26 protein-coding genes and 1 tRNA gene are annotated in these 25290 nt (G+C 73.9%); 19 read left to right on the top strand and 8 right to left on the bottom strand.

Features of this window, described 5'->3' with window-relative positions:
* Positions 1-13 precede the first annotated feature (13 nt).
* Genes CMS_RS07280 through CMS_RS07265 form a run of 4 tightly spaced genes read left to right on the top strand, consistent with a single transcriptional unit; the run spans position 14 to position 3852 of the window.
* Entirely contained in the window at positions 14-904 is an 891-nt protein-coding gene (locus tag CMS_RS07280; protein WP_012298847.1) for a polysaccharide deacetylase family protein, read from the top strand.
* Positions 905-938: 34 nt separating this feature from the next.
* Positions 939-2336, top strand: a complete 1398-nt coding sequence (locus CMS_RS07275; protein WP_012298846.1) for an MFS transporter — start codon at positions 939-941, stop codon at positions 2334-2336.
* A complete protein-coding gene (locus CMS_RS07270) occupies positions 2333-3100 on the top strand; it encodes an SDR family NAD(P)-dependent oxidoreductase (RefSeq protein ID WP_012298845.1) in 768 nt (255 codons plus the stop codon). Before CMS_RS07275 ends, CMS_RS07270 begins: the two co-directional genes overlap by 4 nt.
* Positions 3097-3852 carry an SDR family oxidoreductase gene (locus CMS_RS07265; RefSeq protein WP_012298844.1) on the top strand — a complete coding sequence of 252 codons (756 nt, stop codon included), beginning with the start codon at positions 3097-3099 and terminating at the stop codon, positions 3850-3852. The genes CMS_RS07270 and CMS_RS07265 overlap by 4 nt, the downstream gene beginning before the upstream one ends.
* A 46-nt stretch (positions 3853-3898) precedes the next feature.
* Here the strand turns inward: CMS_RS07265 and CMS_RS07260 are convergent, their stop codons facing one another.
* A complete protein-coding gene (locus CMS_RS07260) occupies positions 3899-4669 on the bottom strand; it encodes a gamma-glutamyl-gamma-aminobutyrate hydrolase family protein (protein WP_012298843.1) in 771 nt (256 codons plus the stop codon).
* A 77-nt stretch (positions 4670-4746) separates the two neighbouring features.
* A complete protein-coding gene (locus CMS_RS07255) occupies positions 4747-5439 on the bottom strand; it encodes a pyridoxine/pyridoxamine 5'-phosphate oxidase (RefSeq protein ID WP_012298842.1) in 693 nt (230 codons plus the stop codon).
* Positions 5440-5994: 555 nt separating this feature from the next.
* Here CMS_RS07255 and CMS_RS16200 point away from each other — a divergent pair.
* The 3 genes from CMS_RS16200 to CMS_RS17095 all read left to right on the top strand — a co-directional run bounded on the left by CMS_RS16200 (position 5995) and on the right by CMS_RS17095 (position 7530).
* The gene (locus CMS_RS16200) at positions 5995-6588 is read left to right on the top strand and encodes a hypothetical protein (protein ID WP_049791908.1); all 594 of its coding nucleotides are present in this window, start codon (positions 5995-5997) and stop codon (positions 6586-6588) included.
* Between the two features lie 195 nt (positions 6589-6783).
* Complete coding sequence (locus CMS_RS07245; protein WP_133064079.1) at positions 6784-7314, top strand: PASTA domain-containing protein; 531 nt, start codon at positions 6784-6786, stop codon at positions 7312-7314.
* A 33-nt stretch (positions 7315-7347) separates the two neighbouring features.
* Positions 7348-7530, top strand: coding sequence for a hypothetical protein (locus CMS_RS17095; protein WP_012298839.1), 183 nt, complete (start codon positions 7348-7350; stop codon positions 7528-7530).
* Between the two features lie 228 nt (positions 7531-7758).
* On the opposite strand, the gene CMS_RS07240 is transcribed toward CMS_RS17095, so the two are convergent.
* Positions 7759-7830, bottom strand: a tRNA-Arg gene (locus CMS_RS07240).
* Positions 7831-8036: 206 nt separating this feature from the next.
* On the opposite strand from CMS_RS07240, the gene CMS_RS07235 reads away from it, so the two are divergent.
* The 10 genes from CMS_RS07235 (at position 8037) to CMS_RS07190 (ending at position 17153) form a co-directional block, all read left to right on the top strand.
* Positions 8037-8279 (top strand): antitoxin, encoded by a 243-nt coding sequence (locus CMS_RS07235; protein ID WP_012298838.1) that lies wholly within the window; start codon positions 8037-8039, stop codon positions 8277-8279.
* On the top strand, positions 8276-8818 hold the full coding sequence (locus CMS_RS07230; protein ID WP_041464511.1) for a 2'-5' RNA ligase family protein: 543 nt from the start codon (positions 8276-8278) through the stop codon (positions 8816-8818). The genes CMS_RS07235 and CMS_RS07230 overlap by 4 nt, the downstream gene beginning before the upstream one ends.
* Positions 8819-8906: 88 nt before the next feature.
* Positions 8907-10958, top strand: a complete 2052-nt coding sequence (locus CMS_RS16195; RefSeq protein ID WP_012298836.1) for a TPM domain-containing protein — start codon at positions 8907-8909, stop codon at positions 10956-10958.
* Positions 10959-11066: 108 nt separating this feature from the next.
* Positions 11067-11810: a PspA/IM30 family protein gene (locus CMS_RS07220; RefSeq protein ID WP_041464510.1), complete on the top strand. Its 744-nt coding sequence runs from the start codon at positions 11067-11069 to the stop codon at positions 11808-11810.
* Positions 11811-11904: 94 nt separating this feature from the next.
* Complete coding sequence (locus tag CMS_RS07215; protein ID WP_041464509.1) at positions 11905-12555, top strand: NADPH-dependent F420 reductase; 651 nt, start codon at positions 11905-11907, stop codon at positions 12553-12555.
* Between the two features lie 90 nt (positions 12556-12645).
* Positions 12646-13488, top strand: a complete 843-nt coding sequence (locus CMS_RS07210; RefSeq protein WP_012298833.1) for an arginase family protein — start codon at positions 12646-12648, stop codon at positions 13486-13488.
* Between the two features lie 70 nt (positions 13489-13558).
* Positions 13559-14398, top strand: a complete 840-nt coding sequence (locus tag CMS_RS07205; protein WP_049791906.1) for a crotonase/enoyl-CoA hydratase family protein — start codon at positions 13559-13561, stop codon at positions 14396-14398.
* A gap of 57 nt (positions 14399-14455) precedes the next feature.
* Positions 14456-15889, top strand: a complete 1434-nt coding sequence (locus tag CMS_RS07200) for a dihydrolipoyl dehydrogenase family protein (protein ID WP_012298831.1) — start codon at positions 14456-14458, stop codon at positions 15887-15889.
* Positions 15886-16278 carry a hypothetical protein gene (locus tag CMS_RS07195; RefSeq protein WP_012298830.1) on the top strand — a complete coding sequence of 131 codons (393 nt, stop codon included), beginning with the start codon at positions 15886-15888 and terminating at the stop codon, positions 16276-16278. The genes CMS_RS07200 and CMS_RS07195 overlap by 4 nt, the downstream gene beginning before the upstream one ends.
* On the top strand, positions 16275-17153 hold the full coding sequence (locus tag CMS_RS07190) for an SDR family NAD(P)-dependent oxidoreductase (RefSeq protein WP_012298829.1): 879 nt from the start codon (positions 16275-16277) through the stop codon (positions 17151-17153). The genes CMS_RS07195 and CMS_RS07190 overlap by 4 nt, the downstream gene beginning before the upstream one ends.
* Before the next feature lie 23 nt (positions 17154-17176).
* On the opposite strand, the gene CMS_RS07185 is transcribed toward CMS_RS07190, so the two are convergent.
* A complete protein-coding gene (locus tag CMS_RS07185; protein ID WP_012298828.1) occupies positions 17177-17581 on the bottom strand; it encodes an SIP domain-containing protein in 405 nt (134 codons plus the stop codon).
* 2 nt (positions 17582-17583) lie between these two features.
* Positions 17584-18525 (bottom strand): siderophore-interacting protein, encoded by a 942-nt coding sequence (locus CMS_RS07180; RefSeq protein ID WP_012298827.1) that lies wholly within the window; start codon positions 18523-18525, stop codon positions 17584-17586.
* A 131-nt stretch (positions 18526-18656) separates the two neighbouring features.
* Between CMS_RS07180 and CMS_RS07175 the strand changes: the two genes are divergently transcribed.
* Entirely contained in the window at positions 18657-19394 is a 738-nt protein-coding gene (locus CMS_RS07175; protein ID WP_041464508.1) for a sulfite exporter TauE/SafE family protein, read from the top strand.
* A 25-nt stretch (positions 19395-19419) separates the two neighbouring features.
* Here the strand turns inward: CMS_RS07175 and CMS_RS07170 are convergent, their stop codons facing one another.
* The 3 genes from CMS_RS07170 to CMS_RS17850 all read right to left on the bottom strand — a co-directional run bounded on the left by CMS_RS07170 (position 19420) and on the right by CMS_RS17850 (position 24523).
* Complete coding sequence (locus tag CMS_RS07170) at positions 19420-20847, bottom strand: amidase (protein ID WP_041464507.1); 1428 nt, start codon at positions 20845-20847, stop codon at positions 19420-19422.
* A 112-nt stretch (positions 20848-20959) separates the two neighbouring features.
* Positions 20960-23107, bottom strand: a complete 2148-nt coding sequence (locus CMS_RS07165; RefSeq protein WP_041464506.1) for a bifunctional metallophosphatase/5'-nucleotidase — start codon at positions 23105-23107, stop codon at positions 20960-20962.
* A gap of 105 nt (positions 23108-23212) precedes the next feature.
* Positions 23213-24523: a LuxR C-terminal-related transcriptional regulator gene (locus CMS_RS17850; protein ID WP_049791905.1), complete on the bottom strand. Its 1311-nt coding sequence runs from the start codon at positions 24521-24523 to the stop codon at positions 23213-23215.
* Positions 24524-24642: 119 nt separating this feature from the next.
* Here CMS_RS17850 and hxlB point away from each other — a divergent pair, with 119 nt between their 5' ends.
* A complete protein-coding gene (hxlB, locus tag CMS_RS07155) occupies positions 24643-25254 on the top strand; it encodes a 6-phospho-3-hexuloisomerase (protein ID WP_012298822.1) in 612 nt (203 codons plus the stop codon).
* The last annotated feature ends 36 nt before the right edge of the window (positions 25255-25290 follow it).

The raw sequence follows: 25290 nt of genomic DNA, 5'->3' as shown, positions 1-25290 counted from the left end.
CGGAAGGACCCCCATGGCCAAGGACATCATCATCGCGTTCGGCATCGACGTCGACGCCGTGAGCGGCTGGCTCGGCTCGTACGGCGGGCAGGACTCGCCCGGCGACATCTCCCGCGGCCTGTTCGCGGGCGAGGTCGGCGTGCCCCGCCTCAACGCGCTGCTCGCCAAGCACGACCTCCCCTCCACCTGGTTCTGGCCGGGCCACTCCATCGAGACGTTCCCGCGGGAGTTCGACCAGGTCGTCGCCGCCGGGCACGAGATCGGCGCGCACGGCTACAGCCACGAGAACCCCATCGAGATGTCCCGCCAGCAGGAGGCCGACGTGCTCGACCGCTCGATCGAGCTCATCGAGTCGCGCGCCGGCCGCCGCCCCACCGGCTACGTCGCCCCGTGGTGGGAGTTCTCCCGAGTGACGAACGAGCTCCTCATCGAGCGCGGGATCCGCTACGACCACTCGCTCATGCACCGCGACTTCGAGCCGTACTACGTGCGCGTCGGCGACACGTGGCAGGGCGTCGACTACACGAAGGACGCCGCCAGCTGGATGCACCCGCTCGTGCGCGGCGAGGAGACCGACCTCGTGGAGATCCCCGCGTCGTGGTACCTCGACGACCTGCCTCCCATGATGTTCGTCAAGGGCAGCCCGAACAGCCACGGCTTCGTGAACCCCCGCCACCTCGAGGAGATGTGGCGCGACCAGTTCGACTGGGTCTACCGCGAGCAGGACTACGGCGTCTTCACGTTCACCATCCACCCCGACGTCTCGGGCCGCCCGCAGGTGCTCCTCATGCTCGAGCGGCTCATCGCCCACATCAACTCCCACGAGGGCGTCCGCTGGGCGACCTTCGACGAGATCGCCCAGGACTTCCAGCGACGCTCCCCGCGCACCCCGCGCGTCCCCTGATCCGCGACCCGTCCGACCGCAGGAGACCACCCCCATGAGCACCGACACCTCCCGTCCCGGCGCCGCCCCCGCGGCCGCCGGATCCGCGGCATCCGCCGCCTCGCCCGCCGACGCGCTGCCGGCGGGCCTCGAGAAGGTCAGCGTCCGCCAGACCCGCCGGGTCACGGGCATCGCCTTCCTCGCGTGGACCATCGCCGTCTACGACTTCATCCTCTTCGGCACGCTGCTGCCCGACATCTCGCGCGACTTCGGCTGGGACACGAGCGAGTCGCTGCTCGTCTCGACGCTGGTCAGCGTGGGCACGGCGGTCGTCGTGCTCCTCGTCGGCCCCATGGTCGACCGGCTCGGCCGCCGCGTCGGCATGGTCGTGTCCGTCACCGGCACGGCGCTGTCCTCGGGCGCGACCGCGCTGAGCGCCGGGGCGGTCTCGCTCGTCGGGATCCGCAGCATCAGCGGCCTGGGCCTCGCCGAGCAGTCCATCAACGCCACCTACCTCAACGAGATCTACGAGCAGACCGAGGACGAGCGGATCCGCCGCAACAAGGGATTCGTCTACGCGATGGTGCAGACGGGCTGGCCGCTCGGCGCCCTGCTCGCCGCCGCGTTCGTCGGCCTCATCACCACGGCGTTCGGACCGGGGAGCTGGCGCATCGCGTTCGGCCTCGCGACCGTCCCCGCGCTCGTGGTCGCGGCGATCTGCCTCACGCTCCGCGAGAGTCCGCAGTTCGTCGCGCAGCAGCGGATCCGCCGGCTGCGCGCCGCCGGGCACCACGACGAGGCGGCCGCGTTCGCCCGCGCCACCGGGCTCGACGTGCAGCGGTCCGCCCCCATCGCGCGCATCTTCCAGGGCAAGCACCTGCGGAGCACGATCGTCCTGAGCGTGGCGTGGCTGCTCAACTGGTTCGGGATCCAGACCTTCTCCGTGCTCGGCACCACCGTGCTCGAGTCGGGCAAGCACATCGACGCCTCCAACGCGCTGCTGCTGATCATCGCGTCCAACTGCGTGGGCGTCCTCGGCTACCTCGCGCACGGCTGGCTGGGCGACCGGCTCGGCCGTCGCAACGTGATCGTCGGCGGCTGGCTCGTCGCGGGGCTCGCGTTCGCGGTGATGCTCCTCGGGCCGGACGACCCGACGTTCGTGATGGGCGCCTACATGGTCGGGCTGTTCTTCCTGCTCGGGCCGTACGCGGCGATCCTGTTCTTCCAGGCCGGCTGCTTCGACAGCGACTGCCGGGCGACCGGCTCCAGCTTCATCGGCGCGATGAGCCAGCCGGGCGCGATCATCGGCGGCTTCCTGCTCACGGGCCTCACGGCGAGCGCCATGTCGTTCGGCCAGGCGGCGCTGTGGGTGGGCGCGGGCGGCATCCTCGCCTCGGCCCTCGTGATGCTGCTCGCGAAGCCCACGGGCGAGACGCGCGAGGCGACCGCGTGACGGGAACGGCACCCGTCGCGCTCGTCACGGGCGGGGCATCCGGCATCGGCCGCGCGACCGCGGTGCGCCTCGCCGCCCGGGGCGACCGCGTGGTCGTCGGCCGCTACCCCGGCGACCCGCACGACGCGGGCGCGACCCTCGAGGCCGTGCGCACGGTCGGCGGCACGGGCATCGCGGTGGACCTCGACGTGGCGTCCACCCGGTCCGTCGACGCGTTCGTGCGGGCCGCGCTCGAGGAGTTCGGCCAGGTCGACCACGTGGTCGCGGCCGCCGGGATCCTCCGCCGGGCGCCGCTCGGCGCGATGACGGACGAGCGGTGGGACGAGGTGCTGGGCGTCGACCTCGGCGGCGTGATGCGCGTGATCCGCGCGGCCGAGCCGCTCCTCGGACGGGGCTCCTCGATCGTCGCCGTGTCCTCCATGGCGGGCGGCGTCTACGGCTGGGGCGACCACGCGCACTACGCGACGGCGAAGGCCGGGGTCGTCGGCCTCGTGCGGAGCGCCGCCGTGGAGCTCGCGCCGCGCGGGATCCGCGCCAACACCGTGATCCCGGGCCTCATCGAGACGCCGCAGTCGCTCGACGCGGTGAACTCGCTCGGCGCCGACGGCCTCAGGCGCGCGGGCGACAGGATCCCCGCCGGACGCGTGGGCCGACCCGAGGAGGTGGCCTCCGTGATCGCGTTCCTCGCCTCCGACGACGCCGCCTACGTGACGGGGCAGACCCTCACCGTCGACGGCGGCCTGACGATCCGGATGCAGGAGTGAGCGCCGCCGTCCCCCGCAGCGACCGGCTGCGCGGGCGCACCGCCCTCGTGACGGGCGCGGCGAGCGGGATCGGCGCGGCCATCGCCCGGCACTTCGTGCTCGCGGGCGCCGAGGTCGTGCTGGTCGACATGGCACCCGCCGTGCACGAGGAGGCGCGCCGGATCGGCGCCGTGGGCGCGGTCGTCGCCGACGTGTCCGACGAGGCGCGCGTCGCGGACGCCGTCGCGGAGGCCGGGCGGATGCTCGGCCGCATCGACGTGCTCGTCAACTCCCACGGCATCCTCACCGAGACGCCCGTGGCGGAGATGGCGCTGGCGACCTGGCAGCGCACGATCGACGTCGACCTCACGAGCGTCTTCCTGCTGACCCGCGCCGTGCTGCCGGGGATGCTCGAGCGGCGCGACGGCCGGATCATCACGGTCGCCTCGCAGCTCGGCCAGAAGGGCGGCGTCGGGCTCGCGCACTACGCGGCCGCGAAGGCCGGCGTCATCGCGTTCACCAAGTCGCTCGCGCTCGAGGTCTCGGGCTCGAACGTGCTCGCGAACGTCATCGCGCCGGGCCCCATCGCGACACCGCTGGTGGACGCCATCTCGGAGGACTGGAAGGACGCGAAGCGCCGGGAGCTGCCGCTCGGCCGCTTCGGCACGGTCGACGAGGTCGCCCCGACCGCGGTGCTGCTGGCGGCGGATCCCGACGGGAACCTGTTCGTCGGCCAGACGCTCGGGCCCAACAGCGGCGACGTGATGCCCTGACCCGCGCTGCGCGGTGACAGGCCGCGGTCGCCGGGGCCGGGTCGGCTCAGGCGGCCGCGGTGCGCGCGTCGCCGACGGGCTCGCGCAGGGCGCAGGCCTCGGCGAGCGCGTCGAGCAGCGCGGGCAGCTGATCGCGCGCCGCGCCCGGGTCCTCCGGGTGCCACTGCACGCCGATGACGGGCGCGCTCTCGTGCTCGACCGCCTCCGGCACGCCGTCGGGCGCGACCGCGACGACGCGCAGCCCCGCGCCCGGGCGGTCGACCGCCTGGTGGTGGGCGCTCCGGACGACGACGTCGGTGGATCCGAGCGCGCGGGCGAGCCGACTGCCGACCGCGACGCGCACGTCGTGGTCGCGCATGACGGCCGTGATCTCCTCGGCGTCGTTGCGGTGCTCCCCCACGCCCTCGATGTGCTGCTGCAGGGTGCCGCCGAGCGCGACGTTGACGATCTGGGCGCCGCGGCAGATGCCGAGCAGCGGCGTGCCCTCGGCGACCGCGCGGCGGACGAGCGCGATCTGCCCGGCGTCGGCGACCTCGCGGTGCGTCGAGCGGCCCTCGTACTCGGCGGGCCCGCCGTAGAAGCGCGGGGCGACGTCCTCGCCGCCCATGATGACGACCGCGTCGGCCTCGCGCGTGCGGGCGAGCAGCGACTCGACGCCCTCGTCCTCCGCCGCGACGTTCTCGACCTGCCAGCCCGCGGCGTCGGCGATCTCGGCGACGCGCGCGTTGAGCCCCTGCACCAGCGTGTTGTAGGCGGCGGCCTCGGGACGGGAGCGGGTCACCTGCACGACGGCGAGGCGGCGGAGGGGGGCGGGCATGGATCCAGTGTGCGGTGTCCCCCGCGGGCCCGCACGCCGCGCGTCATGTTCCGCAACACGCGGCGGCGGTCCGGCCCTCAGGGCCAGACGAGCGTGTGCGTCCAGGATCCGTCCGGCCCCGACCGGTACATGACCCGCAGCTGCCCGTGGTCGGCGGTCGCCTGCCAGAACTCGACGACCGTCGGCTGCAGCACGTAGGCGCGCCACGACTCGGCGACGAGCTCCGGATCCCGGTCCACGGCGTCCCGCGCCCGGGCGAGGCGCGCGTCGCGCTCGGCGGCGTCGGGCATCGGCTCGCTCTGGTCGCCCGCGATTACCTCGGCGCGCGATGCGGGGTGCCGCGCGAGGAAGTCGCGCGCGCTCACCTCGCCGTCGCCGTGGAAGACGGGACCGGTCGCGCGGATCTGACGCCCGCGCTCCCGCCAGTACGCGACGAGCGCCGCGCGCGGGTTGGCCTCGAGGTCGCGGCCCTTGGGGCTGTCGGCGAGCGAGGAGAACCACAGGGCGCCGGGCTCGTCGTCGACCGTGGGCGTCACGTCCTTGAGCAGCAGCGTGCGCGCGCTCGGGCGGCCGTCCGCGTCGGCGGTCGCGAGGACGACCGCGTTCGGCTCGGCGGCGTCGTGGGCGACGGCGTCGCGGATCCAGTCGATGACGAGGTCGATCGGGTCGTCCGGCAGGTGCGCCGGGTCGAGCTCGGGGAACTCGTGGGGCTTCGGCTTCGCGCCCTTCAGGAGGTCGCGGACCGAGGTGGAGTAGTCGTCGTCTGCCATGCGGCGAGCCTAGGCCGACCGACCGCGGATGCCCGATGGCCAGCTCTCGGAGGCGGCGGGATGCCGGACCGCGTCGCACGGGCGCATCCTGCCGGGCCGGGGATCGCGTGTTCGTCGCCATGCGGGAATCGGATTGGCTCGTGCACCACTGGGCTTTTCCAGTACCGGGCGGCGTGGTCGTCCCGCCGGACGCCCGCTACCTTCATGTGTAGGCCCGCTCCCCCAGTTGGGCCCAGCACCACGCGGCGGGAACCCGAGACCCGTCTCGGGCCCCGCCGCGTGTGTTCACGCGTCCTCCGCCCCTGCCGCTCCGCGAACCTGCGTCGAGCCGATGCGATCCGATCCGCCGCGGACGTGCGCATCGCGTCACGCGCTGGCGGCATCGCCGCGTAACCCGTAGACGGGGATCCCGCTGCGGTCGGACCTCCGAGGTGGCGTCTCCCTGTTTCAGCCGCCACCGCGCGAGTGGCGCAACGGAGACCGGTGGGAGCCGGGGCATGCAGATGCAGTGTCGGAGCCGCTGATGTCTGTGAGCGTGCCGGGTACGTTCAAGCCATGACCCTCCACCGGACCGTTGCAAGCGCCTTCCGAGCCACTCATCAGACCTTGGCGTTCGCCGAGCAGGGAGCAGCACAATTTCTCAAGCGCGGCACCGAAGCGGAGTTCGGCCTTCATACTGCCGTCACGAATGGGCGCGCCGTGACCTTCGTCTTGCAGAACTTGACGTCAAACGACTTGCTCGGCTCACCATTCTTGACCTGGTACGACCGGGAGATGACGCAGATGCGGGCGGACCCTATCGATAGATGGTTCGTCGAGCTGCGGAATCGAATCGAGAAGCAGGGCACCATGGGGGCCCGCACAGGCACCTTCATCTCGAACTACTCCTCGTCAACCGTCGAGCCCGACAGACCGATTGGAGCAACCAGCCGGTTCCTTGGCGACCACATGGGCCGCGCTGGTTGGAAAATTGCCCTGCCTGACGGGTCCACGACTGTCGTCTACACGGCCACCCCGCCCTACATGCGGACGGTGATGACGACACTCGGCGCACCTGACGACTTCGACGTCTTCAAGCACCTTGAACCCTGGCTGGCGAAGCTGCGGGACCTGGTAGAGCGAGCTGAAGCTGAGTGGGGCATGAAGTAGCCGCATCAGACTGACGCGGCACTTTTGCCGAATGCAGACGTCGGGCCCGAACAGGGGCTGGGCGGCTGGCTCCGGGCTCCATACGCTCGAGGGGACCCAGGAGGACCTTTGACCCGAACTGCCCTTACCCTGCCGGCCGCCGCACTCCTTAGCGCCTTGCTCCTGACCGGGTGCTCCGCGGCCGACCCGATCTCCGTGCCCGACGTCTCCGGCATGACCGGCACCGAGGCGAAGAACACGCTTGAGAACGCCGGGTTCGAGGTCGACCTCGAAGCGGACGAGGGCTTCGTCCTAGACCCGGCCAACTGGGAGGTGGTGTCGCAGCTCCCCGACGCCGGTGACGACGCTGCGGACGGCGACACCATCACCCTGTCGGTGAGCAAGCCCGAAGCGGAACCGGTCGCCGAGCCGACGCCCGCGGCGACTCCGACTGAAGAGGCGGCGCCTATCGCCCCTGCGGCACCGGCCGTGCCGGCGGAACCCGAGGCACTGACGTCAGGCATGGCAATGACCGTCTGCGATCGCATGGGCAAGGAACAGGCACCGTACGGCTGGGACGCCGACTTCATCCTCGACGGAACTCGCATGCAGCAGGACGGTGGGTGGTTCCTGAAGGCAGGCGTCGACATCACGAACGCGTACGACGCCGAGGGCCGCTTCACCGTCGAGTGCTTCGTCACCGGCACGGAAGACTCGCCGACGATCGAGACTTTCAACGTCTACTGACCCGTCTCGCTCAATCAGAGGTACTAAAGAAATATGCCTGAATACCGCCTGGAGCAACTGCCTGCAACAGGCACCGTGAAAAAGAACGCCTACACGGAGGCGTTCAACGAGCAAGTTAACGCCATCGCAGCCGAGGGGTGGGAGGTCGTGACAATACACCGTAATGGCAGCCTGCTCATGCCGATGGATGTGCTGTTCTGCCGCGCCGGCTGCTGACCGTGACCTGCCATCGGGGCCGGCGAGTGCCCTGTCGGGATGACGCACAAGGCGCGCGCCTAAGTACTGGCGCTGGGCGTATATGAGCGACGGCCGCCGCACATGACCACGCGAGGGTCGGGCTCCACCCAGCGTGAACGCCGGCGTCGCGGTGGGCGAACGCACGAGAGGCCGGCCCCGCTGGCGGGACCGGCCTCTCACCGCACCAACACGGGATATGGGAAGGTGTGCCCCCAGGAGGATTCGAACCTCCGCCCCTGCCTCCGGAGGGCAGTGCTCTATCCCCTGAGCTATGGGGGCCAGGGTGCGCGCGAGCGCGGATCCAGGGTAGCACCGGCGACGAGGCCCGCCGCGCCGCCGTCACCGGGCCCCGCGGCATCCGCATTCCCTCTCCCGGGGAGACTCCCCGCTCCGGCACAGGCGGGGCACGCCAGGATGGTCCCAGGACGACCGCCGCGCCGCCCGGGCACGGCGGCCCACCCGATCCCCTCAAGAGGAGACCACCCGTGAAGCTGTCCCGCATCGCCGCCGCCGCCACCGGCTTCCTGCGCACGTCCAAGGGCCAGGACGTCGGCCGCACCGCCATCGACAGGGTGTCCGGCATCGCCGATAAGGCCACCGGCAGCAAGCACGCCGACAAGATCCAGAAGGCGCGCCAGGCCGCAGACGACCAGCTGCGGAAGCTCGGCCCCGACGGCGGCCGCGGCAGCCAGGGCCCCGTCCCGCCCGCGACACCGCCCCGCCGCTGAGCGCCGGCAGCCTCGAGCTCACGCTGGACGCGGCGTCCGACGCCGCGGTCCGCGCATCCTGGCGCGCCCTCGCCGGCGCCGGCCTGCCGAGCCTCGCCGACCACGCCGGGGAGACGAACCGCCCGCACGTGACGCTGCTGGCGGCCGACGGCCTCGGCGGATCCGCGGACGACGCAGTCCGCGCCGTGGCCGCGGCCGGCCCGCTCCCGACGCTCCGCCTCGGCGGGCTCGTGGTCTTCGGCGTCCCACCGCGCGGCCTCGTGCTGGCCCGGCAGGTCGTGGTCGACGCGGCGCTGCTCGACCTGCACGCGCGGATCCACGCGGCCGTCGACGGCTCCCCAGGAGAAGCGGACGACGAGGACGTCGACGTCGTGCCGCACACCCGCCCCGGGTCGTGGACACCGCACGTGTCGCTCGCGGTCCGGCTCACCGGCGAGCAGCTCGGCGCGGCGCTCGGCCGCATCGACCCGCTCGACGCCCCGGCTGCCGGCCTCCGCCGCTGGGACCCGCACGACCGCACCGTGACGGAGCTCGCGTGACCCGCGCGGCCGCGATCCTCACGGCCACCGCACGCACCCGCGCCACTAGCCTGGATGGAGCACGCACTTGAGACGACGGAGGAGTCGCATGCCGCGGTCCGCGAGATTGCTGGGGGCCGCGCTCGCGCTCGGCCTGGCCGGGGCCCTGGTGCCCCAGATGGCGCAGGCCACGGAGCCGGTCGACTTCGGCGGGGCGACGATCCTCGACCAGGCCGACGCGGTGACGCCCGCGCAGGAGCAGCAGATCCAGCAGGCGATCGACCAGCTCCAGCAGCAGACCGGCGTCACGCTGCACGTCGCGTACGTGGACACCTTCACCGGGGCGTCGGATGCAAAGGCCTGGGGCCAGGAGACGAAGCAGGCGAACAGCTTCGGCAGCTCCGACGCCCTGCTCGCCGTGGCCGTCGACGGCCGCGAGTACGCCTTCCCCACGGGCCAGGTGTCGGGTGACCAGGAGTCATTCGAGACGACCGTGATCGTGCCCCAGCTCCGGGCCGACGACTGGTCGGGCGCCGCCGTGGCGACCGCCCAGGGCATGGAGTCGGTCGCGCGCACCGGCAGCGTCGCCGACACCCGCACCACCCCCTCCGGCGGGAACGACTCCGGCATCGACTTCGGGCTGGTCCTCCTCCTCGTGCTCGGCGCGATCCTGGTGGCCGCCGTCGGCACGACGCTCGTCGGCCGCCGGAGGAAGCGGAAGGCGATCGCCGCGACGCGCCAGGTCGCGCTCGCGGAGATGCGCACGGCCGAGCAGCGCGCGGGCAGCATGCTCGTGCAGCTCGACGACGCGCTCGAGACCAGCGAGCAGGAGGTCGGCTTCGCGGAGGCGGAGTTCGGATCCGGCGCGGTCGGCCCCTACCGCGAGGTGCTCGTCTCGGCGGGCGGCAAGGTCCGCGAGGCCTTCGCGCTCAAGCAGAAGCTCGACGACACGATCGAGGACACCGACGAGGAGCGCCGCACCTGGGCCGCCCGCATCGTCGACCTGTGCGAGGAGGCGCGGGCCGAGCTCGACGCGCAGGCCGAGTCCTTCGAGGAGCTGCGCGCGCTCGAGAAGAACGCGCCGCAGACGCTCGCCGCCATCGTCACCGACGCGGAGGCACTGAAGACGCGGATCGAGCGGACGCAGGAGGCGGTCGATCTGCTCGGCCGCCGCTACGCCGGCCCGTCGATGACGACCGTCACCGGCAACGTCGACCAGGCCCGCTCGCTCCTCTCCTTCGCGACCGACACCGCGCAGGAGGCCGCCGAGGCGATCCGCGCGGGCGACCGCGCCTCGACCGGCGAGATCGCCGTCAAGGTGCGCGCGGCGCAGCAGGCGGTCGGCCAGGCGGGCAAGCTCCTCGACGGCGTCGACCGCGTCTCATCCGACCTCGAGCACGCGTCCACGCGCGTGCAGGAGGAGATCGCCGACGTCCGCAGCGACATCCAGGACGCCCGCGCCGCCCAGCGCGGCGGGCGCATGCCGGAGCTGACGCGGCTGGTGGAGGCGGCCGAGCAGGCCATCGCCGACGCGAAGCCGCTGCAGGGCCGGCTCGCGGATCCGCTCACGAGCGTCACGCTGCTGCAGGAGGCGGAGGCGCGTCTCGACGAGGCGCTCGCGCCCGTGCGGGAGCAGCAGGAGCAGGTGCAGCGCGCGATCGGCTACCTCCCGCGCGCGCTCTCGACCGCCGAGAGCCAGGTGGCCACGGCGCGCGACTTCATCTCGACCCGTCGCGGCGGGGTCGGCGAGGAGGCGCGCACGCGCCTCGCCCACGCCCAGCGCGCGCTCGACGACGCGCACGAGGCCGCCCCGCGCGACCCCGTGCGGGCGGTCGCCGCATCGCAGGCCGCCACCGCGTACTCCGCGCAGGCCATCGAGGCCGCACAGCGCGACCTCGACCAGGGCGGCGGATACGGCGGCTACGGCGGGGGCGGCGGTCTCATGGGCGGTGGATCCGGCATCGGCGGCGCGGTCGTCGGCGGCATCATCGGCGGTCTCCTCAGCGGTGGCGGCGGAGGCGGCGGCTGGGGTGGAGGCGGCGGATTCGGCGGAGGCAGCTTCGGCGGAGGCGGCGGCGGATTCGGCGGCGGTGGAGGCGGCGGATTCGGCGGCGGTGGAGGCGGCGGATTCGGCGGGGGCGGCGGAGGCGGCAGCTTCTAGCCACACGCCGCGACGCCCGCATCACGCGCACGACCAGGACGACGAGAACGAGAGCGACCCATGATCAACCCATTCCGACGAAGCACCAGACGAGAAGGAGCAGCACCCATGTCCAAGCAGTCCATCCTCGGCCGCATCGCCCAGCTCGCGAAGGCCAACATCAACAACCTCATCGACCAGGCCGAGGACCCGCAGCTCATGCTGGACCAGATGGTCCGCGACTACACGGAGAGCATCCGCGAGGCCGAGAGCGCCGTCGCCCAGACCATCGGCAACCTCCGCATGATCGAGGACGACCACCGCGAGGACGTCCAGGCCGCGCAGGACTGGGGTCGCAAGGCCCTCGCCGCGAGCCAGAAGGCGGACGAGTACCGGGGCGCCGGCAACACCCCCAACGCCGACAAGTTCGACGCGCTCGCCCGCGTCGCCCTCCAGCGCCAGATGCAGTCGGAGAGCGAGGCGAAGGGCGCCGAGCCCACCATCGCGTCGCAGACCGAGGTCGTCGAGAAGCTCAAGCAGGGTCTCGACACCATGCGCGGCAAGCTGCAGCAGCTGTCGTCGAAGCGCGACGAGCTGAACGCCCGCCAGAAGACGGTACAGGCGCAGTCGCAGGTGCAGGACGCCATGAAGAGCATCGACATCATGGACCCGACCAGCGAGGTCAGCCGCTTCGAGCAGAAGATCCGCCGCGAGGAGGCCCGCGTCCGCGGCGCCGAGGAGCTGCAGGCCTCCAGCCTCGACGCGCAGTTCGAGGAGCTCGAGGACCTCGGCGAGCTGACCGAGGTCGAGGCGCGCCTGGCCGCCCTCAAGTCCGGCGGATCCGCGCCGAAGCAGGTCACGTCCGGCGAGTAGCCGCACACCACGACGGGCGCCGCATCTTCCGGGAGCGGCGCCCGTCGTCGTCCGCGCGGGGAATGCCTGCCGGGTGCGAGCCGTTCCCTCCCCCATGACCAACATCGGAATCATCGGCGCCGGACTCATCGGCAGCCAGCTCGCCCGCCTGTTCACCTCCACCGGCCACGACGTGGTGATCGCCAACTCCCGCGGCCCCGAGACCCTCACCGACCTGATCGACGAGCTGGGCGACCGCGCCCGCGCCGCCACCGTCGAGGAGGTCGCCGAGGCCGGCGAGATCGTCGTCGTGACCATCCCGCTGAAGAACATCGACAGCGTCCCCGTCGCGCCCCTCGCGGGCAAGATCGTGATCGACACGGACAACTACTACCCCGAGCGCGACGGGAACATCGCCGAGCTCGACGACGAGACCACGACGACCGCGGAGATGCTGCAGCGGCACCTGCCCGAGTCGAAGGTCGTCAAGGCGTTCAACCACATCTACGCCGCCGACCTCACGGAGCACGGCACGCCCGCCGGCACGCCGGGCCGCCGCGCGCTCGTGATCGCGGGCGACGACGCCGACGCGAAGGCGACCGTCACCTCGATCCTCGACTCCTTCGGCTACGACGCGGTCGACGCGGGACCGCTCGCGGAGGGCTGGCGCATCCAGCGCGACACCCCCGGATACGGCCCGGCGCTCGACGCCGACGGCCTCCGCACCGCGCTCACCGAGGCGAAGCGCTACCGCGACATGGAGTAGCCCCCTCCCCACGACGACGCCCGTCGCCCGCGGCCACGACCGCAGGCGGCGGGCATCGCCATGTCCGGCCCCGCACGGGATACTGAGGACGTGCCCGCCTCCTTCGTCGTCGTCCCCCAATGGCAGGGCTCGGGCTCGTCCCGCGCCATGAGGCTCGCGGACGGGGCGGAGGCGATACGCGGCGACCTGCCGGCGTCCGCCACGCACGTCGTCGAGGTGCCCGTCGAGGCCGGCGAGTCGCTCGGCACGGGCGTGCTCCGCTACGCGTCGCTCCTCGCGGTGCGCACCCGCCAGGAGGCGGCGCTGCGGGCGGCGTCCGCGGCCGGTGCGGGTCCGCTCGTCACCATCGGCGGCGACTGCGGGGTGGAGATCGCGTCCATCGGGCACGCCGCCGCCGCGCATCCCGGCCTCGCGGTGGTGTGGCTCGACGCGCACGCCGACCTCAACTCCCCCGCCTCCTCGCCGACCGGGGCCTTCCACGGGATGGTGCTGCGCGCCGCCATCGGCGAGGGCGTCGACGGCCTGGAGCTGCCCGCAGGCGCCGTCACGGCCGACCGCGTCGTGCTCGCCGGCGTGCGCGCGCTCGACGACGCCGAGTCCGACCTGGTGGACGCGCGCGGCATCACGCTGCTCGGCGTCGACGCCGTGGGGCCGGAGGCGCTCGTCGCCGCCGTCTCGGCGACCGGCGCCACCGACGTGTACGTCCACGTCGACCTCGACGTGCTCGACCCGGGCGCCATGTCCGGAGTCGGCCACCCGGAGCCGTTCGGGCTCGACGTGCCGGCCGTCACCGAGTCGATCAAGGCGATGCGCCGGTCGTTCGGGCTCGCCGGCGCCGGGATCACGGAGTTCGCCCCCTCCTCCCCCGCGGCGGCCGTGGACGACATGGGCACCATCCTGCGGATCATCGGGGCGCTGACCGGGCCGGTCTGACCCCGTACGGGTGGTCGCGCCCGCACGGTCGGCCCTGCGAGGCTGGCGGGGACGATCGAAGGAGACCGCCGTGAGCGACGACGCCCGCACCGCATCCACCGCCGACCACCCGGCCGACGACGCACCGCGCGTGCGCGTCGAGCGGCGCGGGCACCTGCTGCTCATCGGACTCGACCGGCCGGCCAAGCGCAACGCCGCCGACATGCGGATGCTCCGCGAGCTCGCGAGCGCGTACGGCCTGCTCGACCGCGATCCCGAGCTGCGGGTAGGCGTCGTGCACGCGATCGGCGACCACTTCACGGGCGGGCTCGACCTCGCCGACGTGGCGCCGCACATCGGTCGCGGACCCGGCGGCGGCCTCGACACGGTGCCGGAGGACGGCGTCGACCCGTGGCGGATGGCGGGCGACGGCGTCGGCAAGCCCGTCGTCCTCGCGGTGCAGGGCACGTGCCTCACGCTCGGCATCGAGCTGGCGCTCGCGAGCGACGTGGTGGTGGCGGCCTCGGGCACGCGGTTCGGGCAGATCGAGGTCGCGCGCGGGATCCTCCCGTTCGGCGGCGCGACCCTCCGCTTCCCCGCGGTCGCGGGCTGGGCCGACGCCATGCGCTGGATCCTCACAGGCGACCCGTTCGACGCGGAGGAGGCCCGTCGCATGCGCATCGTGCAGCTCGTGGTGCCCGACGGCGAGCAGCTGGATGCGGCGATCGGCATCGCCGAGCGCATCGCCGCGCAGGCCCCGCTGGCCGTGCAGGCGACGCTCCGCAACGCCCGCGCAGCGCTCCGCGACGGGCACGAGGCCGCGGCCGCCGCGCTCCCCGTCGAGCTCGTGCGGCTCGCCTCCTCCGAGGACGCGGCGCGCGGCATGCGGGCGGCAGCCGACCGGCGTCCCGCGGACTTCGTCGGCCGCTGATCCGCCGACCGAAGCCGCCCGGCCGATGCGCGGGAGGCCCGGCGTAGGGTCGGGACCATGACCTCCTACGACCTCATCGTCATCGGTGCCGGCCCCGTCGGCGAGAACGTCGCCGACCGCGCGAAGCAGGGCGGGCTCTCCGTGCTCGTCGTCGAGTCCGAGCTCGTGGGAGGCGAGTGCTCCTACTGGGCCTGCATGCCGAGCAAGGCGCTCCTCCGCTCCGGCAGCGCCCTCCGTGCGGCGCGCGCCGTCGCCGGATCGAGGGAGGCCGTCACGGGCGAGCTCGACGTCGCCGCGGTGCTCGAGCGCCGCAACTCCTTCACCAGCTCCTGGGACGACCAGGGCCAGGTGAGCTGGCTCGAGGGCATCGGCATCGAACTCGCGCGCGGCCACGGCCGCATCTCCGGGCCGCGCCGCGTCACGGTCACCGCGCCCGACGGATCCGTCGCCGAGCACGAGGCGGCGCACGCCGTCGTCGTCTCCACCGGCACCGCCGCGCTCCTCCCCGACATCCCGGGCCTCGCCGAGGCGCAGCCCTGGACGAGTCGCGAGGCCACCAGCGTGGAGGTCGTTCCGACCTCCATCGTCGTCATCGGCGGCGGCGTGGTCGCGGCGGAGATGGCCACCGCGTACGCCTCGCTCGGCAGCGCCGTCACGATCGTCGCCCGCAGCGGCCTGCTCGGCGGGCAGGAGCCCTTCGCGGGCGAGCTCGTCGGCGACAGCCTGAAGGGCATGGGCGTCGATGTGCGCCTCGGCGCCTCGCCCTCCCGCGTCGCTCGCGACGGCGACGAGGTCACGGTCGAGCTGTCCGACGGATCCTCCGTCACGGCCGCCGAGGTGCTCGTCGCCACCGGCCGCACCCCGCGCACCGAGGACCTGGGCCTCGACACCGTGGGCCTCGAGGCCGGCGCCTACCTCGACGTGGACGACACGATGCTCGTCACGGGCGGGGTCAACGCGGAGTCGCCGTGGCTGTACGCCGTCGGCGACGTCAACCACCGTGCGCTCCTCACCCACCAGGGCAAGTACCAGGCGCGCGCCGCCGGCGAGGTCATCGCCGCGCGCGCGACCGGCGGCACCGTCGACGACTCCCCGTGGGGCGTGCACGTCGCGACGGCCGACCACCGGGCCGTCCCGCAGGTCACGTTCACTGACCCGGAGGTCGCGAGCGTCGGCCTCACGGCGAAGGCGGCGGACGACGCCGGGATCCGCGCGCGCGTCGTCGACTACGACCTCGGATCCGTCGCGGGCTCGAGCCTGCACGCCGACGGCTACGCGGGGCAGGGGCGCATGGTCGTCGACGAGGACCGCGGCGTGATCGTCGGCGTCACCTTCGTCGGACCCGACGTCGCCGAGCTCCTGCACTCGGCCACCATCGCGGTCGTCGGCGAGGTGCCGCTCGCGCGGCTCTGGCACGCGGTGCCGTCGTACCCGACCATCAGCGAGGTGTGGCTGCGCCTGCTCGAGACGTACGGCCGGCCGACCGCGTGATCCGCGCCGGCCTCGGCGCCGTGGCGGGTGCCGTCCGCGGCGTCCTGCTCGACTCCCCCGTCTCGCGCGCAGGCAGCGGCGTCGCCACCGCGGTGGGACTCGCGATCGGCCTCCCGCTGAGCACGGGAGAGGTGCGCCGTCACGGCGACCTCATCGTCCTCAGCGGCCTGCCGTCCTGGGTCTTCGGCCGCGGCGGCACGTGCGTCGGCCGCGTCTACCTCACGCGCGACAACGCCGGTCCGGCCGTGCTCGAGCACGAGGCCGTGCACGTCGTGCAGTGGCGCCGGTACGGGCTGCTGATGCCGCTGCTGTACTGGTGGGCGGGGCGGGATCCGCTGCGCAACCGCTTCGAGATCGAGGCGGGCCTGGAGAAGGGCGGCTACCGGTGACCGGGCCGCTCGACGGCCGCACCGTCGTCATCACGGGCGCGAGCTCCGGCATCGGCCGCATCGCCGCCCGGGAGCTACACGCGCGCGGGGCCGACGTCGTCGTGGTCGGGCGCGATCCCGAGCGCACGCGCGGCATCGCGGCCGAGCTGGGCGCGCGGCACGCCATCGCCGACATGGACCGGCTCGACGAGGTGCGCGCCCTGGCGGCGACGCTCCTCGCGACCTGCCCGCGGATCCACGTGCTGGCCCTCAACGCCGGCAGCCTCGTGCCGCGGCGCGCGACGACGACGGACGGCCACGAGACGACGTTCCAGCGCAACGTCCTCGCGCCGTTCCTCCTCACGCGCCTGCTCCTCCCCCGCCTCGAGGAGACGCAGGACGCGCTCGGCGGGGACGCGAGCCCGGTGCGCGTCATCGGCACCGCGAGCCGCGCGAACCTGTGGGGACGCGTGCGCCTCGACGACCTCGACTGGCGGAAGCGCCCGTGGTCCGGCGGCTGGCAGGCGTACGGCACGTCGAAGGCGATGATGATCCTGATGATGCGCACGCTCGCCGAGCGCGTCGGCCCGCGCGGCATCGAGGCGTGCTCGTTCCACCCGGGGCTCGTGCGCACGTCGTTCGGATCCGACAGCACCGTGATGAAGGCGCTCCTCGCGCTCTCGATGGGCGCCTACGGCATCTCCGCGGAGGCCGGTGCCGTGCCCCTCGTGCAGCTCGTGTCGGTGCCCGACCTGGCGGCGCCGAACGGCACGTACTACGACCAGCTCACGCCCGACGGCAAGACGACCGCGCAGGCCGCGGACCCGCAGCTCGGCCGGGACCTCTGGGCGGCGCTGGAGCTCGCGTCCGGGACCGACGGACCCGTTCGGCGCTGAGCGCGGCAGCGGGCGGATCCGCGTCAGCGCGTCGCGAGCAGGTGCAGCAGGTCGTCGTGGCCGCCGACGTGCCCGCCGAGCAGAACGCTGACCTCGGTGACCGGGTGCTCATCGGAGATCGGCGCGGCGAACACCATCATCTCGCTGGCCCACGCACCGACCGCGCGCGCGACCGCCGTCATGGGCGCGGCGGGCTCGCCGTCGACCCCGCGGCCATCACGCGCGATGACGGTGACGACCATGCGCGGCGGGTGCGCGAGCGCGACCTCGACGGACGCGTCGGGCACCTCCACGAACACGCTGCCGCGGGTACACAGGGGCAGAGCCGCGAGCGCGGCCTGCGTCTGGTCGAGGCCGGTCTCGTCGGTGACGAACAGCACCCGGCGCTTCGTGCCCTTCGCGGCGCGCGTGCGGGTGGATCCGGCCATCGTCAGGACCCCTCGGCGGAGCCTGCGCGCCAGTAGCCCATGAAGGCGACCTGGCGGCGATCGATGCCCGTGTCGCGCACGAGGAAGCGGCGCAGCGCCTTGATGCAGCCGGACTCGCCCGCGAGCCACGCGTAGAGCGTCGACCCCTCGTGGACGACCGGCGCGTCCCAGACGATGCCATCGGCGTCGTCCTCGGCGAGCGGCTGGGCCTCGTCGGCGAGCGCGACCTCGGGTGCGGCGATGGCGCCGACCTTCACGTGGCAGTCGACCCAGCGGCGCACGGCCTCCTCGAGGCGCGACCCGTTCGGGCGGCCATCGCGCGGCAGCCAGCTGAGGTTCACGCCCTTCGGCACGCGCACGTCGAGGCGGTCGCCCGTGACCGGCACCTCGATGAAGGCGCAGCCGACGGCGTCGTCCGGCAGCGAGGAGAGGATGTTGCAGATCGCGGGGGCGGCCGTCTCGTCGCCCGCGAGGAGCAGCGATCGGGCGGCGCCCGGGTGCCACTCGATGCCGAGGCCGCGCGCGGGGCTCAGGGCGTCGGGGCCGATGACGACCATCTCGTCGCCGGGCTGGGCGCCGCCGGCCCAGCGGGAGGCGGGGCCCATGTCGCCGTGCAGCGCGAAGTCGACGTCGACCTCGCCGAGCTCGCGGCGGACCGCGCGGGACGTGTAGGTGCGGAGCGGGTTGCGCTCGGCGTCGGGCAGCGCGCGCCACCAGGCGAACCAGTCGTCGCCGCCGACGCCGGTGAGATCCGGCAGGCCGTGCTCGGCGACCGGCAGCAGCAGCTTGATGCGCTGGTCGAGGCACTCGTCGCCGAAGTCGCGGAGGTCGTCGCTCTGGAACGTGATCCGCAGGAAGGTGGGGCTGAGGCGCTCGGTGCGCGCGACGCGGGCGGCGAACGGCCGGTAGGCGGGACGTTCGACCGCGGGTTGCGCATCCACCACGGCCGAGGCTTCTGCCGTGCTGCTGGCGAGGGTCGCGGTGGAGGTAAGCACAGCCTAAGTATGGCATGCCTTACCTCAGGGGGCGAGGGCGGGCGGCGGATCGGGGCGGGGATCCACGGGAGGATGTCAGGGTGATCGCCCCCGTCCTCGTCGCCGTGTTCGTGGGCGCGGTGGCACAGCGGGTGACGGGCCTCGGCTTCGCGCTCGTGGTGGCGCCCGTGCTCGTGATCCTGCTCGGGCCGTTCGACGGCGTGATGATCGTCAACCTGTGCAGCGTGCTGTCGGCCTCGCTGATCCTCGCGGGCGTGCGGCGCGACGTCGAGTGGCGCCGCTACCTCCTGCTCGCGGGACCCGCGGTGGTCGGGATCGTGCCGGGCGCGCTCCTCGCCTACCTGCTGCCGGAGCCGGCGCTCGAGATCGGCATCGGACTGCTGCTCGTCGCCGCGCTCACCACCTCGCTCGCGCTGCGCCGCACGACCCGCGTGGTCGACGGCCCGGGCGTGATGGCCGGCTTCGGCTTCGCCGCGGGCGTGATGAACGCGGCGGCCGGCATCGGCGGCCCGAGCGTGAGCGTCTACGCGGTCGTGAGCCGGTGGGAGCAGCGCCCGTTCGCGGCGACCCTGCAGCCGTTCTTCCTGACCACGGGGGCGGCGTCGCTGATCACGAAGCTCGTGCTCGCGCCCGACCGCTGGCCGGACCTCGGGACGGCCGCGTGGGTCGGGATCGTGGTGACGCTCGTCGCGGGAGTGGGCGCGGGCACGCTGCTGGCGCCCCGGATCCCGACCCGCGGCGCGCGGGCCGCCGTCGTGGTGCTCGCCTTCGCGGGCGCGGTGACGGCGATCGTCAAGGGCGTCGGCGGGCTCGGCTAGCGCATCCCGTCGGCCCGGCGCCCGCTCACCACTGCGGCGGGTGCCGCCGCTCCCAGCGCAGCCGCCGCTCGAGCTGCCGGCCGATCGCGAGGAGCGTCGACTCGCCGCCCGGCCGCCCGATGAGCTGCACGCCCATCGGCAGGGCGTCGTCGGTGAGGTGCACGGGCAGGGTGATCGCGGGGAGGCCCGTGACGTTCGCGAACGACGTGTACGGCGTGTACTGCACCTGCTGGGCGAAGTTCCGCTCGCCGTCCTCGGCGTCGTACCAGCCGACCGGCCGCGGCTCCAGCGCGAGGGCGGGCGTGAGCACGGCGTCGACGTGCGCGAACTGCGCGATGACGCTGCGCTCGTACGCGGCGAGCTGCGCGAGCGCCCGGGCGAGGTCGCGCGCCGAGAGGGCCCGGCCGCGCTCCACGAGCCAGCGCGTGAGCGGCTCGAGGAGGTCGAGCTGGTCGCCCTCGGCGGGGATCCCCGCGGCGCCCGCCTGCCAGATGGTGCGGAACGCGGGCGCGTAGGTGGGGTCCGGCCGAAGCGCGAGGTCCTCGAGGCCGTGGCCGATGGTCGCGAGCTCGCGCACGGCGATCGCGAGGGCGTCGTCGGCGGAGGCGTCCCGCACGATCTCGTAGGCGTCGTCCCACGGCGTCGTCGTCATCACGCCGATCTGGAAGCGGCCCTCGCCGCGGACGGCCGCGCCGAGGAGGTCGCCGTCCGGGTCCTCGGGCGCGCGCAGGGTGAAGGGGTGCGGGATCCGGCCGTTGACCCGGCCGATCATGGCGTCGAGCAGCATGGCCGCGTCCGCGACGCTGCGCGCGAGCGGGCCGGGGACGACGAGGCCGGCGAGCGACTCCTGCCCGGATCCGGCGGGCACGAGGCCGCGCGACGGCTTCAGGCCGACGAGGCCGGTGGCCGCGGCGGGGATCCGCACCGAGCCACCGCCGTCGGATCCCGGCGCGAACGGCAGGAGACCCGCTGCCACCGCGACGGCCGCTCCCCCGCTGGATCCGCCGGCGCCGCGCGTCGTGTCCCAGGGCGTGCGGGCGGGCGGCGCGACGAGGCTCTCCGTGTACGACGGAAGGCCGAACTCGGGCGCGCTGGTCTTGCCGAGGCTGATGCCGCCCGCGTCGTCGAGCGCCTGCGGGATCGCGTCGGTGCGGTCGGAGACGTGGTCGCGGAAGAGGCGCGAGCCGAACGTGGTGCGGACGCCCGCGCGCTCGGAGAGGTCCTTGTCGCCGAAGGGCAGGCCCCAGAGCGGCGCGGTGCGCGGCACCTCGCGCTCGACGTGGCGCGCGCGCTCCAGGGCGCGGTCGGCGGTGACGGTCGTGAAGGCGCCGAGCTGCGGATCCAGCCGCTCGATGCGCTCGAGGTAGTGGGTGACGAGCTCGGTCGGGGTGACCTCGCCGCGCTGGAGCTGGTCCCACAGGTGGTGGGCGCTGAGGTGGTGGAGTTCGAACACCGCTCCAGCGTAGGCCGGGGTCGGGGCGGGCCGACCGGCTGGCACCGGACGCACGGTCGGGGCGGGCACCGGTCGTCCCGGCACCCGCCCCGCCCGCGCGGACAGCTGCTGACTAGCGGCGCGCGACCGCCGATGCGCGGCGGCGGAACGCGACGAGCGCGAGGCCGAGCGCGAGCGCCGCGAGCGAGGTGCCGAGCACGGGTCCGGCCTCGGATCCGGTCGCCGCGAGCGTCGGCTCGGTGCTCGGCGCGGGCACCGTGCCCGTGCCGGACGGGACGACGGATCCGGACGCCGTGTCGAGCGCGTACAGCACCGACGCGCCCGTGCTCGGCAGCAGGAACGCGAGCTGGTGGGATCCCGCGGCGAGGTCGGCCGGCACCGTGAAGCGCACGCTCGCGCGGCCCTGCTCGTCGGTCGTGTCGACGACCGCGGCGTCGATCGGCGTGCGCGCGACCTCCTCGCCGTCGATGAGCGTGACGACCTCGGTGTCCTGCACGGGCGCGTTCGAGACGAGGAGCGACGACAGCTCGTACGAGCGCTCCTGCCCGGCGCGGGGTGCGGCGTCCGTGGTGTCGACGATGCCGATGGAGCGCGTCGCCGAGTCCGGCTCGACGGGCGAGAACTCGGTGATGTGGTCGACGAACGCCGTGAGGTCGACCCGGCCGGAGTCGCTCTGCTCGGTCGTGTTCGCGAGCTCCGTGAAGTTGTCGCCGCCCTCCGCGAGGAAGCTGTTCGCGACCATCGTGAAGACGCGCGCGGGATCCACCGGCGCGCCCTGGAAGAACACGCCCGTGATCCGCTCGCCGCGCGCGGCCGTCGGGTCGTACGTGTAGGTGAGGTCGCGCGAGAGGCCGAGCTTGAGGAACGGCCGCGACGATCCCTCGGGCTGCCACTGCTGCTCCAGCACGGCCTTGACGCCGGCGCCCGTGATCCTCGCGGTCGTGAGCGTGTTGGCGAACGGCTGCACGATGGCGGCCTCCTTGTAGGTCACCTCGCCCTCGGCGTCGCCCGCGCCGGACGATGCCACGACCAGGTCCTGGCGGACGCCGCCCGGGTTCATGAAGGCGATCTCGGTGCCGAGGTCCGCCTGCGTGGCCCAGAGCTGCGCGTCGGCGACGAGGTTGCCGATCGTCGACTCGCCGCCGCGGTTCTCGGAGCCGTCCGCCTGGCGGGCGCGCGTGATGTCGCCCGTGATCTCGCCGACCGTGCGGCTGCCGATGACCTCGGCCTTCGCGACCGCGTCGTCGACGATGCGCTGCACCGCGGGATCCGCCGGGAACGCCGGCTTCCCGTCGGTCGTGAGCAGCGGCACCAGCTCGCTCGAGATGGACGTGAGGGCCTTGGTGGCGGGATCCACCGTGAGCGACAGGTGCCCGAGGTTCGTCCCGTAGCTGCCGGTCTGCAGCACGGGCAGCGGCAGGGCCTTGCCCGCGACGCTGAGCTCGTAGTCGTAGCCGAGGTGCGTGTGGCCGGAGATCACGGCGTCGACGTCGGCCTGCACGCCCGTGACGATGCGGCCGAAGACCGAGTCGTCGGTGAGGGAGGACTCGTCGGAGGTGGACGCGCCCTCGTGCACGACGAGCACCACCACGTCGGCCTCGCCGTTCGCGTCGTCGCCGTCGCGGAGCGCGCGGGCGGTCGCGGTGGAGGCGTCGACGACGCTGCCGACGTCGAGCGTCGCGAGGCCCGCCGGGCTCACGAGCTCGGGCAGCGACTCGGTGGTGGCTCCGACGAACGCGACGCGCACGCCGTCGATGTCCTGCACGTCGTACGCCGCGTACGCGTGCTCCTTCGTGCCGTTCTCGTAGAGGTTCGCCGAGATGTAGGGGAAGTCGGATGCGGGCACGACGCGGCCGTCGACGTCGTCGCGGCCCTGGTCGAACTCGTGGTTGCCGAGGGTCGAGACGGAGACGCCCATCGCGTTCAGCGCGTCGAGCGTGGGCTGGTCGGCTTGCGACAGCGACGTGAAGGTGGAGGCGCCGATGTTGTCGCCCGCGGAGATGAGCGTGCTGTTCGGGTTCTCGGCCTTCGCCTGCTGGAACGCGCCGGAGATCACGGCGGCACCCGCGGTGGAGGACGTGGTCTCCAGGCGGCCGTGGAAGTCGTTGATCGAGTAGACGTCGATGGCGACGGGGACCTCGTCGGCGGATGCGGGCGCGGCACCAAGGCCGAACACCGCGGTGGCGGAGAGGCCCGCCACGAGGGCGAGGGCGCCGGAGCGCGCGGCTCCGGAGGGGCGGCGGGTGGGAGCAGGGCGCATGCGGGGACATCCTCGTTCGGGCGGGCGGCGGTGCTCAATACCTTACGGAGCGGAGGTTTCCGTGCGGTTAACTCGCGGATCCGCTCGCAGCCCGGTCGCACGCCCTCAGCCGCGCACGAGCCCCGCGAGCTCCGCGCGGGTGGACGCGCCCATCTTCCGCAGCAGGTTCGCCACGTGGAACTTCACCGTGTTCTCGCTGATCCCGAGCGAGGTCGCGATGGCGCGGTTGCGGGATCCGCCGGCGACGAGCGCGAGCACCTCCCGCTCGCGCGCGCTGAGCCCGGCCTCCCCCGCGGCGTCGAGGCCGGCGGCGGGCGCGTCGAGCGGCAGGCGGACGGCGATCTCGGATCCCCAGCCGGGCGTCGCCGTCACGTCGAGCTCGCCGTCGAGCGCGGCGACGCGGTCGGTGAGGCGGCGGAGCGCGTCGAGGTCGGCGGTGGTCGCGCCCGCGCCGTCGTCGCGGATCCCGACGAGCAGGTTGCTGCCGTCGCAGTCCCACTGGATCCGCACCCGCGTCACGTCCGGCTGCTCCACGAGCGCGAGCACGGCGCCGCGCACGATGGCCCGACCCGCGTGCGCGACCTCGCCCGGTAGCGCGCGCCCCTCCACGGGCGGCTCCACGAACTGCACGTCGAGGTCGCGGAACCGCACGAGCGGGCGGAGGTCGTCGCGGAGCCGGGCGAACGCGCGCGCGACGGGCTCCTCGCCGAGCGAGCGGTCGCGGTCGCTCGCGGCGCGCAGCTCGACCATGGCGTTGGTCGCGAGGTCGGCCGCGGTCTGCCGGGCGGCCGCGTCGCCCGTGCGCGAGGAGCGCAGCACGGCGAGGAGCGACTCCAGAGTGGTGGCGTGCGCGTCGCCCAGCTCGGACACGATCCGGGCGCGCTCCGAGGACACGGCACGCGCCTCCGCCAGGTAGGCGGGCGGTGCGGCCGCGACCTGCTGCCGGATCCCGTGGGCGACGCTCCGCCACAGCGCCCGCACCAGCTCGCGGGCGGCGGGCACGTCGTCGTGCGCCGCGACGGGATCCACGAGCACGAGGAGCGCGCCCGTGTCGGCGCGCCACGCGGCGATCGTGCGGGGTCGGCCGCCGACGGGGCGCTGGACGGCCCAGGCGGAGCCGGCGTCTGCGGTGTCGCCGGACGCGTCGGCGAGGCTCGCCAGGATCCGGTCGAGCTCGGCGATGGTCACGTTCTCGACGACCTCGGCCTCGCCCGCTTTCTTGCGCGGACGGCCGGTGCAGTCCTCCGTGAAGATGACGAGTGCGCGGTGCGCGACCACGGGCTGCATCAGGCCGGACAGGGCGTCCGCCACCTCCTGCAGCGGGGCGGCGAGCGCGTCGTGCAGCCCGTCGAGGAGCGCGACCGCGTCGGCGGCGGAGTGGGCGGCGGGATCGGCGGGGTGGGTCCGGGACGGCATCACGCCACCGTACGCCCACCCGAACCGCCATCCGCGCGACGGCGACCTGCTCGAACGGGTAGGCGGATCCACCCGTCGGGTGGGCGGCACGGACGGGTCGCGGGGAGCACCCTCGACAGGTGACCAACTCGACGCCCGACCCCCGCCCGACCGGCGACGCCCCCGTCGACGTGGCCACGGCCCTCACGCTCATCGCCGACGAGAACGCCCGCGTCGCGCGCGCGCTGGCCGAGCCGGACCTCGCGGCGCGCCTCGACGAGGCCGCGCGCGTGATCCGCGACGGCCGCCGCGTCTTCGCCCTCGGCGCCGGCCGCTCCGGCCTGGCGCTCCGCATGACCGCCATGCGGTTCATGCACCTGGGGCTCGACGCCCACGTCGTCGGCGAGGCCACGTCGCCCGCGATCGCGGAGGGCGACGTCCTCCTCGTCGCGAGCGGATCCGGCACCACGGCCGGCATCGTCGCGGCGGCGCAGACCGCGCACGACGTCGGCGCACGGATCGTCGCGCTCACGACGGCCGACGACTCCCCGCTCGCCGACCTCGCGGACGTGACCGTGCTGATCCCCGCGGCCGCCAAGCAGGACCACGGCGGCACGGTCTCGGCGCAGTACGCGGGCGGGCTCTTCGAGCTCTCCGTCGCGCTCGTCGGCGACGCGGTATTCCACGCGCTGTGGCAGGCGTCCGGCCTCTCGGCCGACGAGCTGTGGCCGCGTCACGCCAACCTCGAGTGACCGACGGTCACCCGATCCCCACCACCACGCATCACG

Source organism: Clavibacter sepedonicus (assembly GCF_000069225.1).
GTDB lineage: Bacteria > Actinomycetota > Actinomycetes > Actinomycetales > Microbacteriaceae > Clavibacter > Clavibacter sepedonicus.
This window is presented reverse-complemented; position numbering and strand designations above follow the sequence as displayed.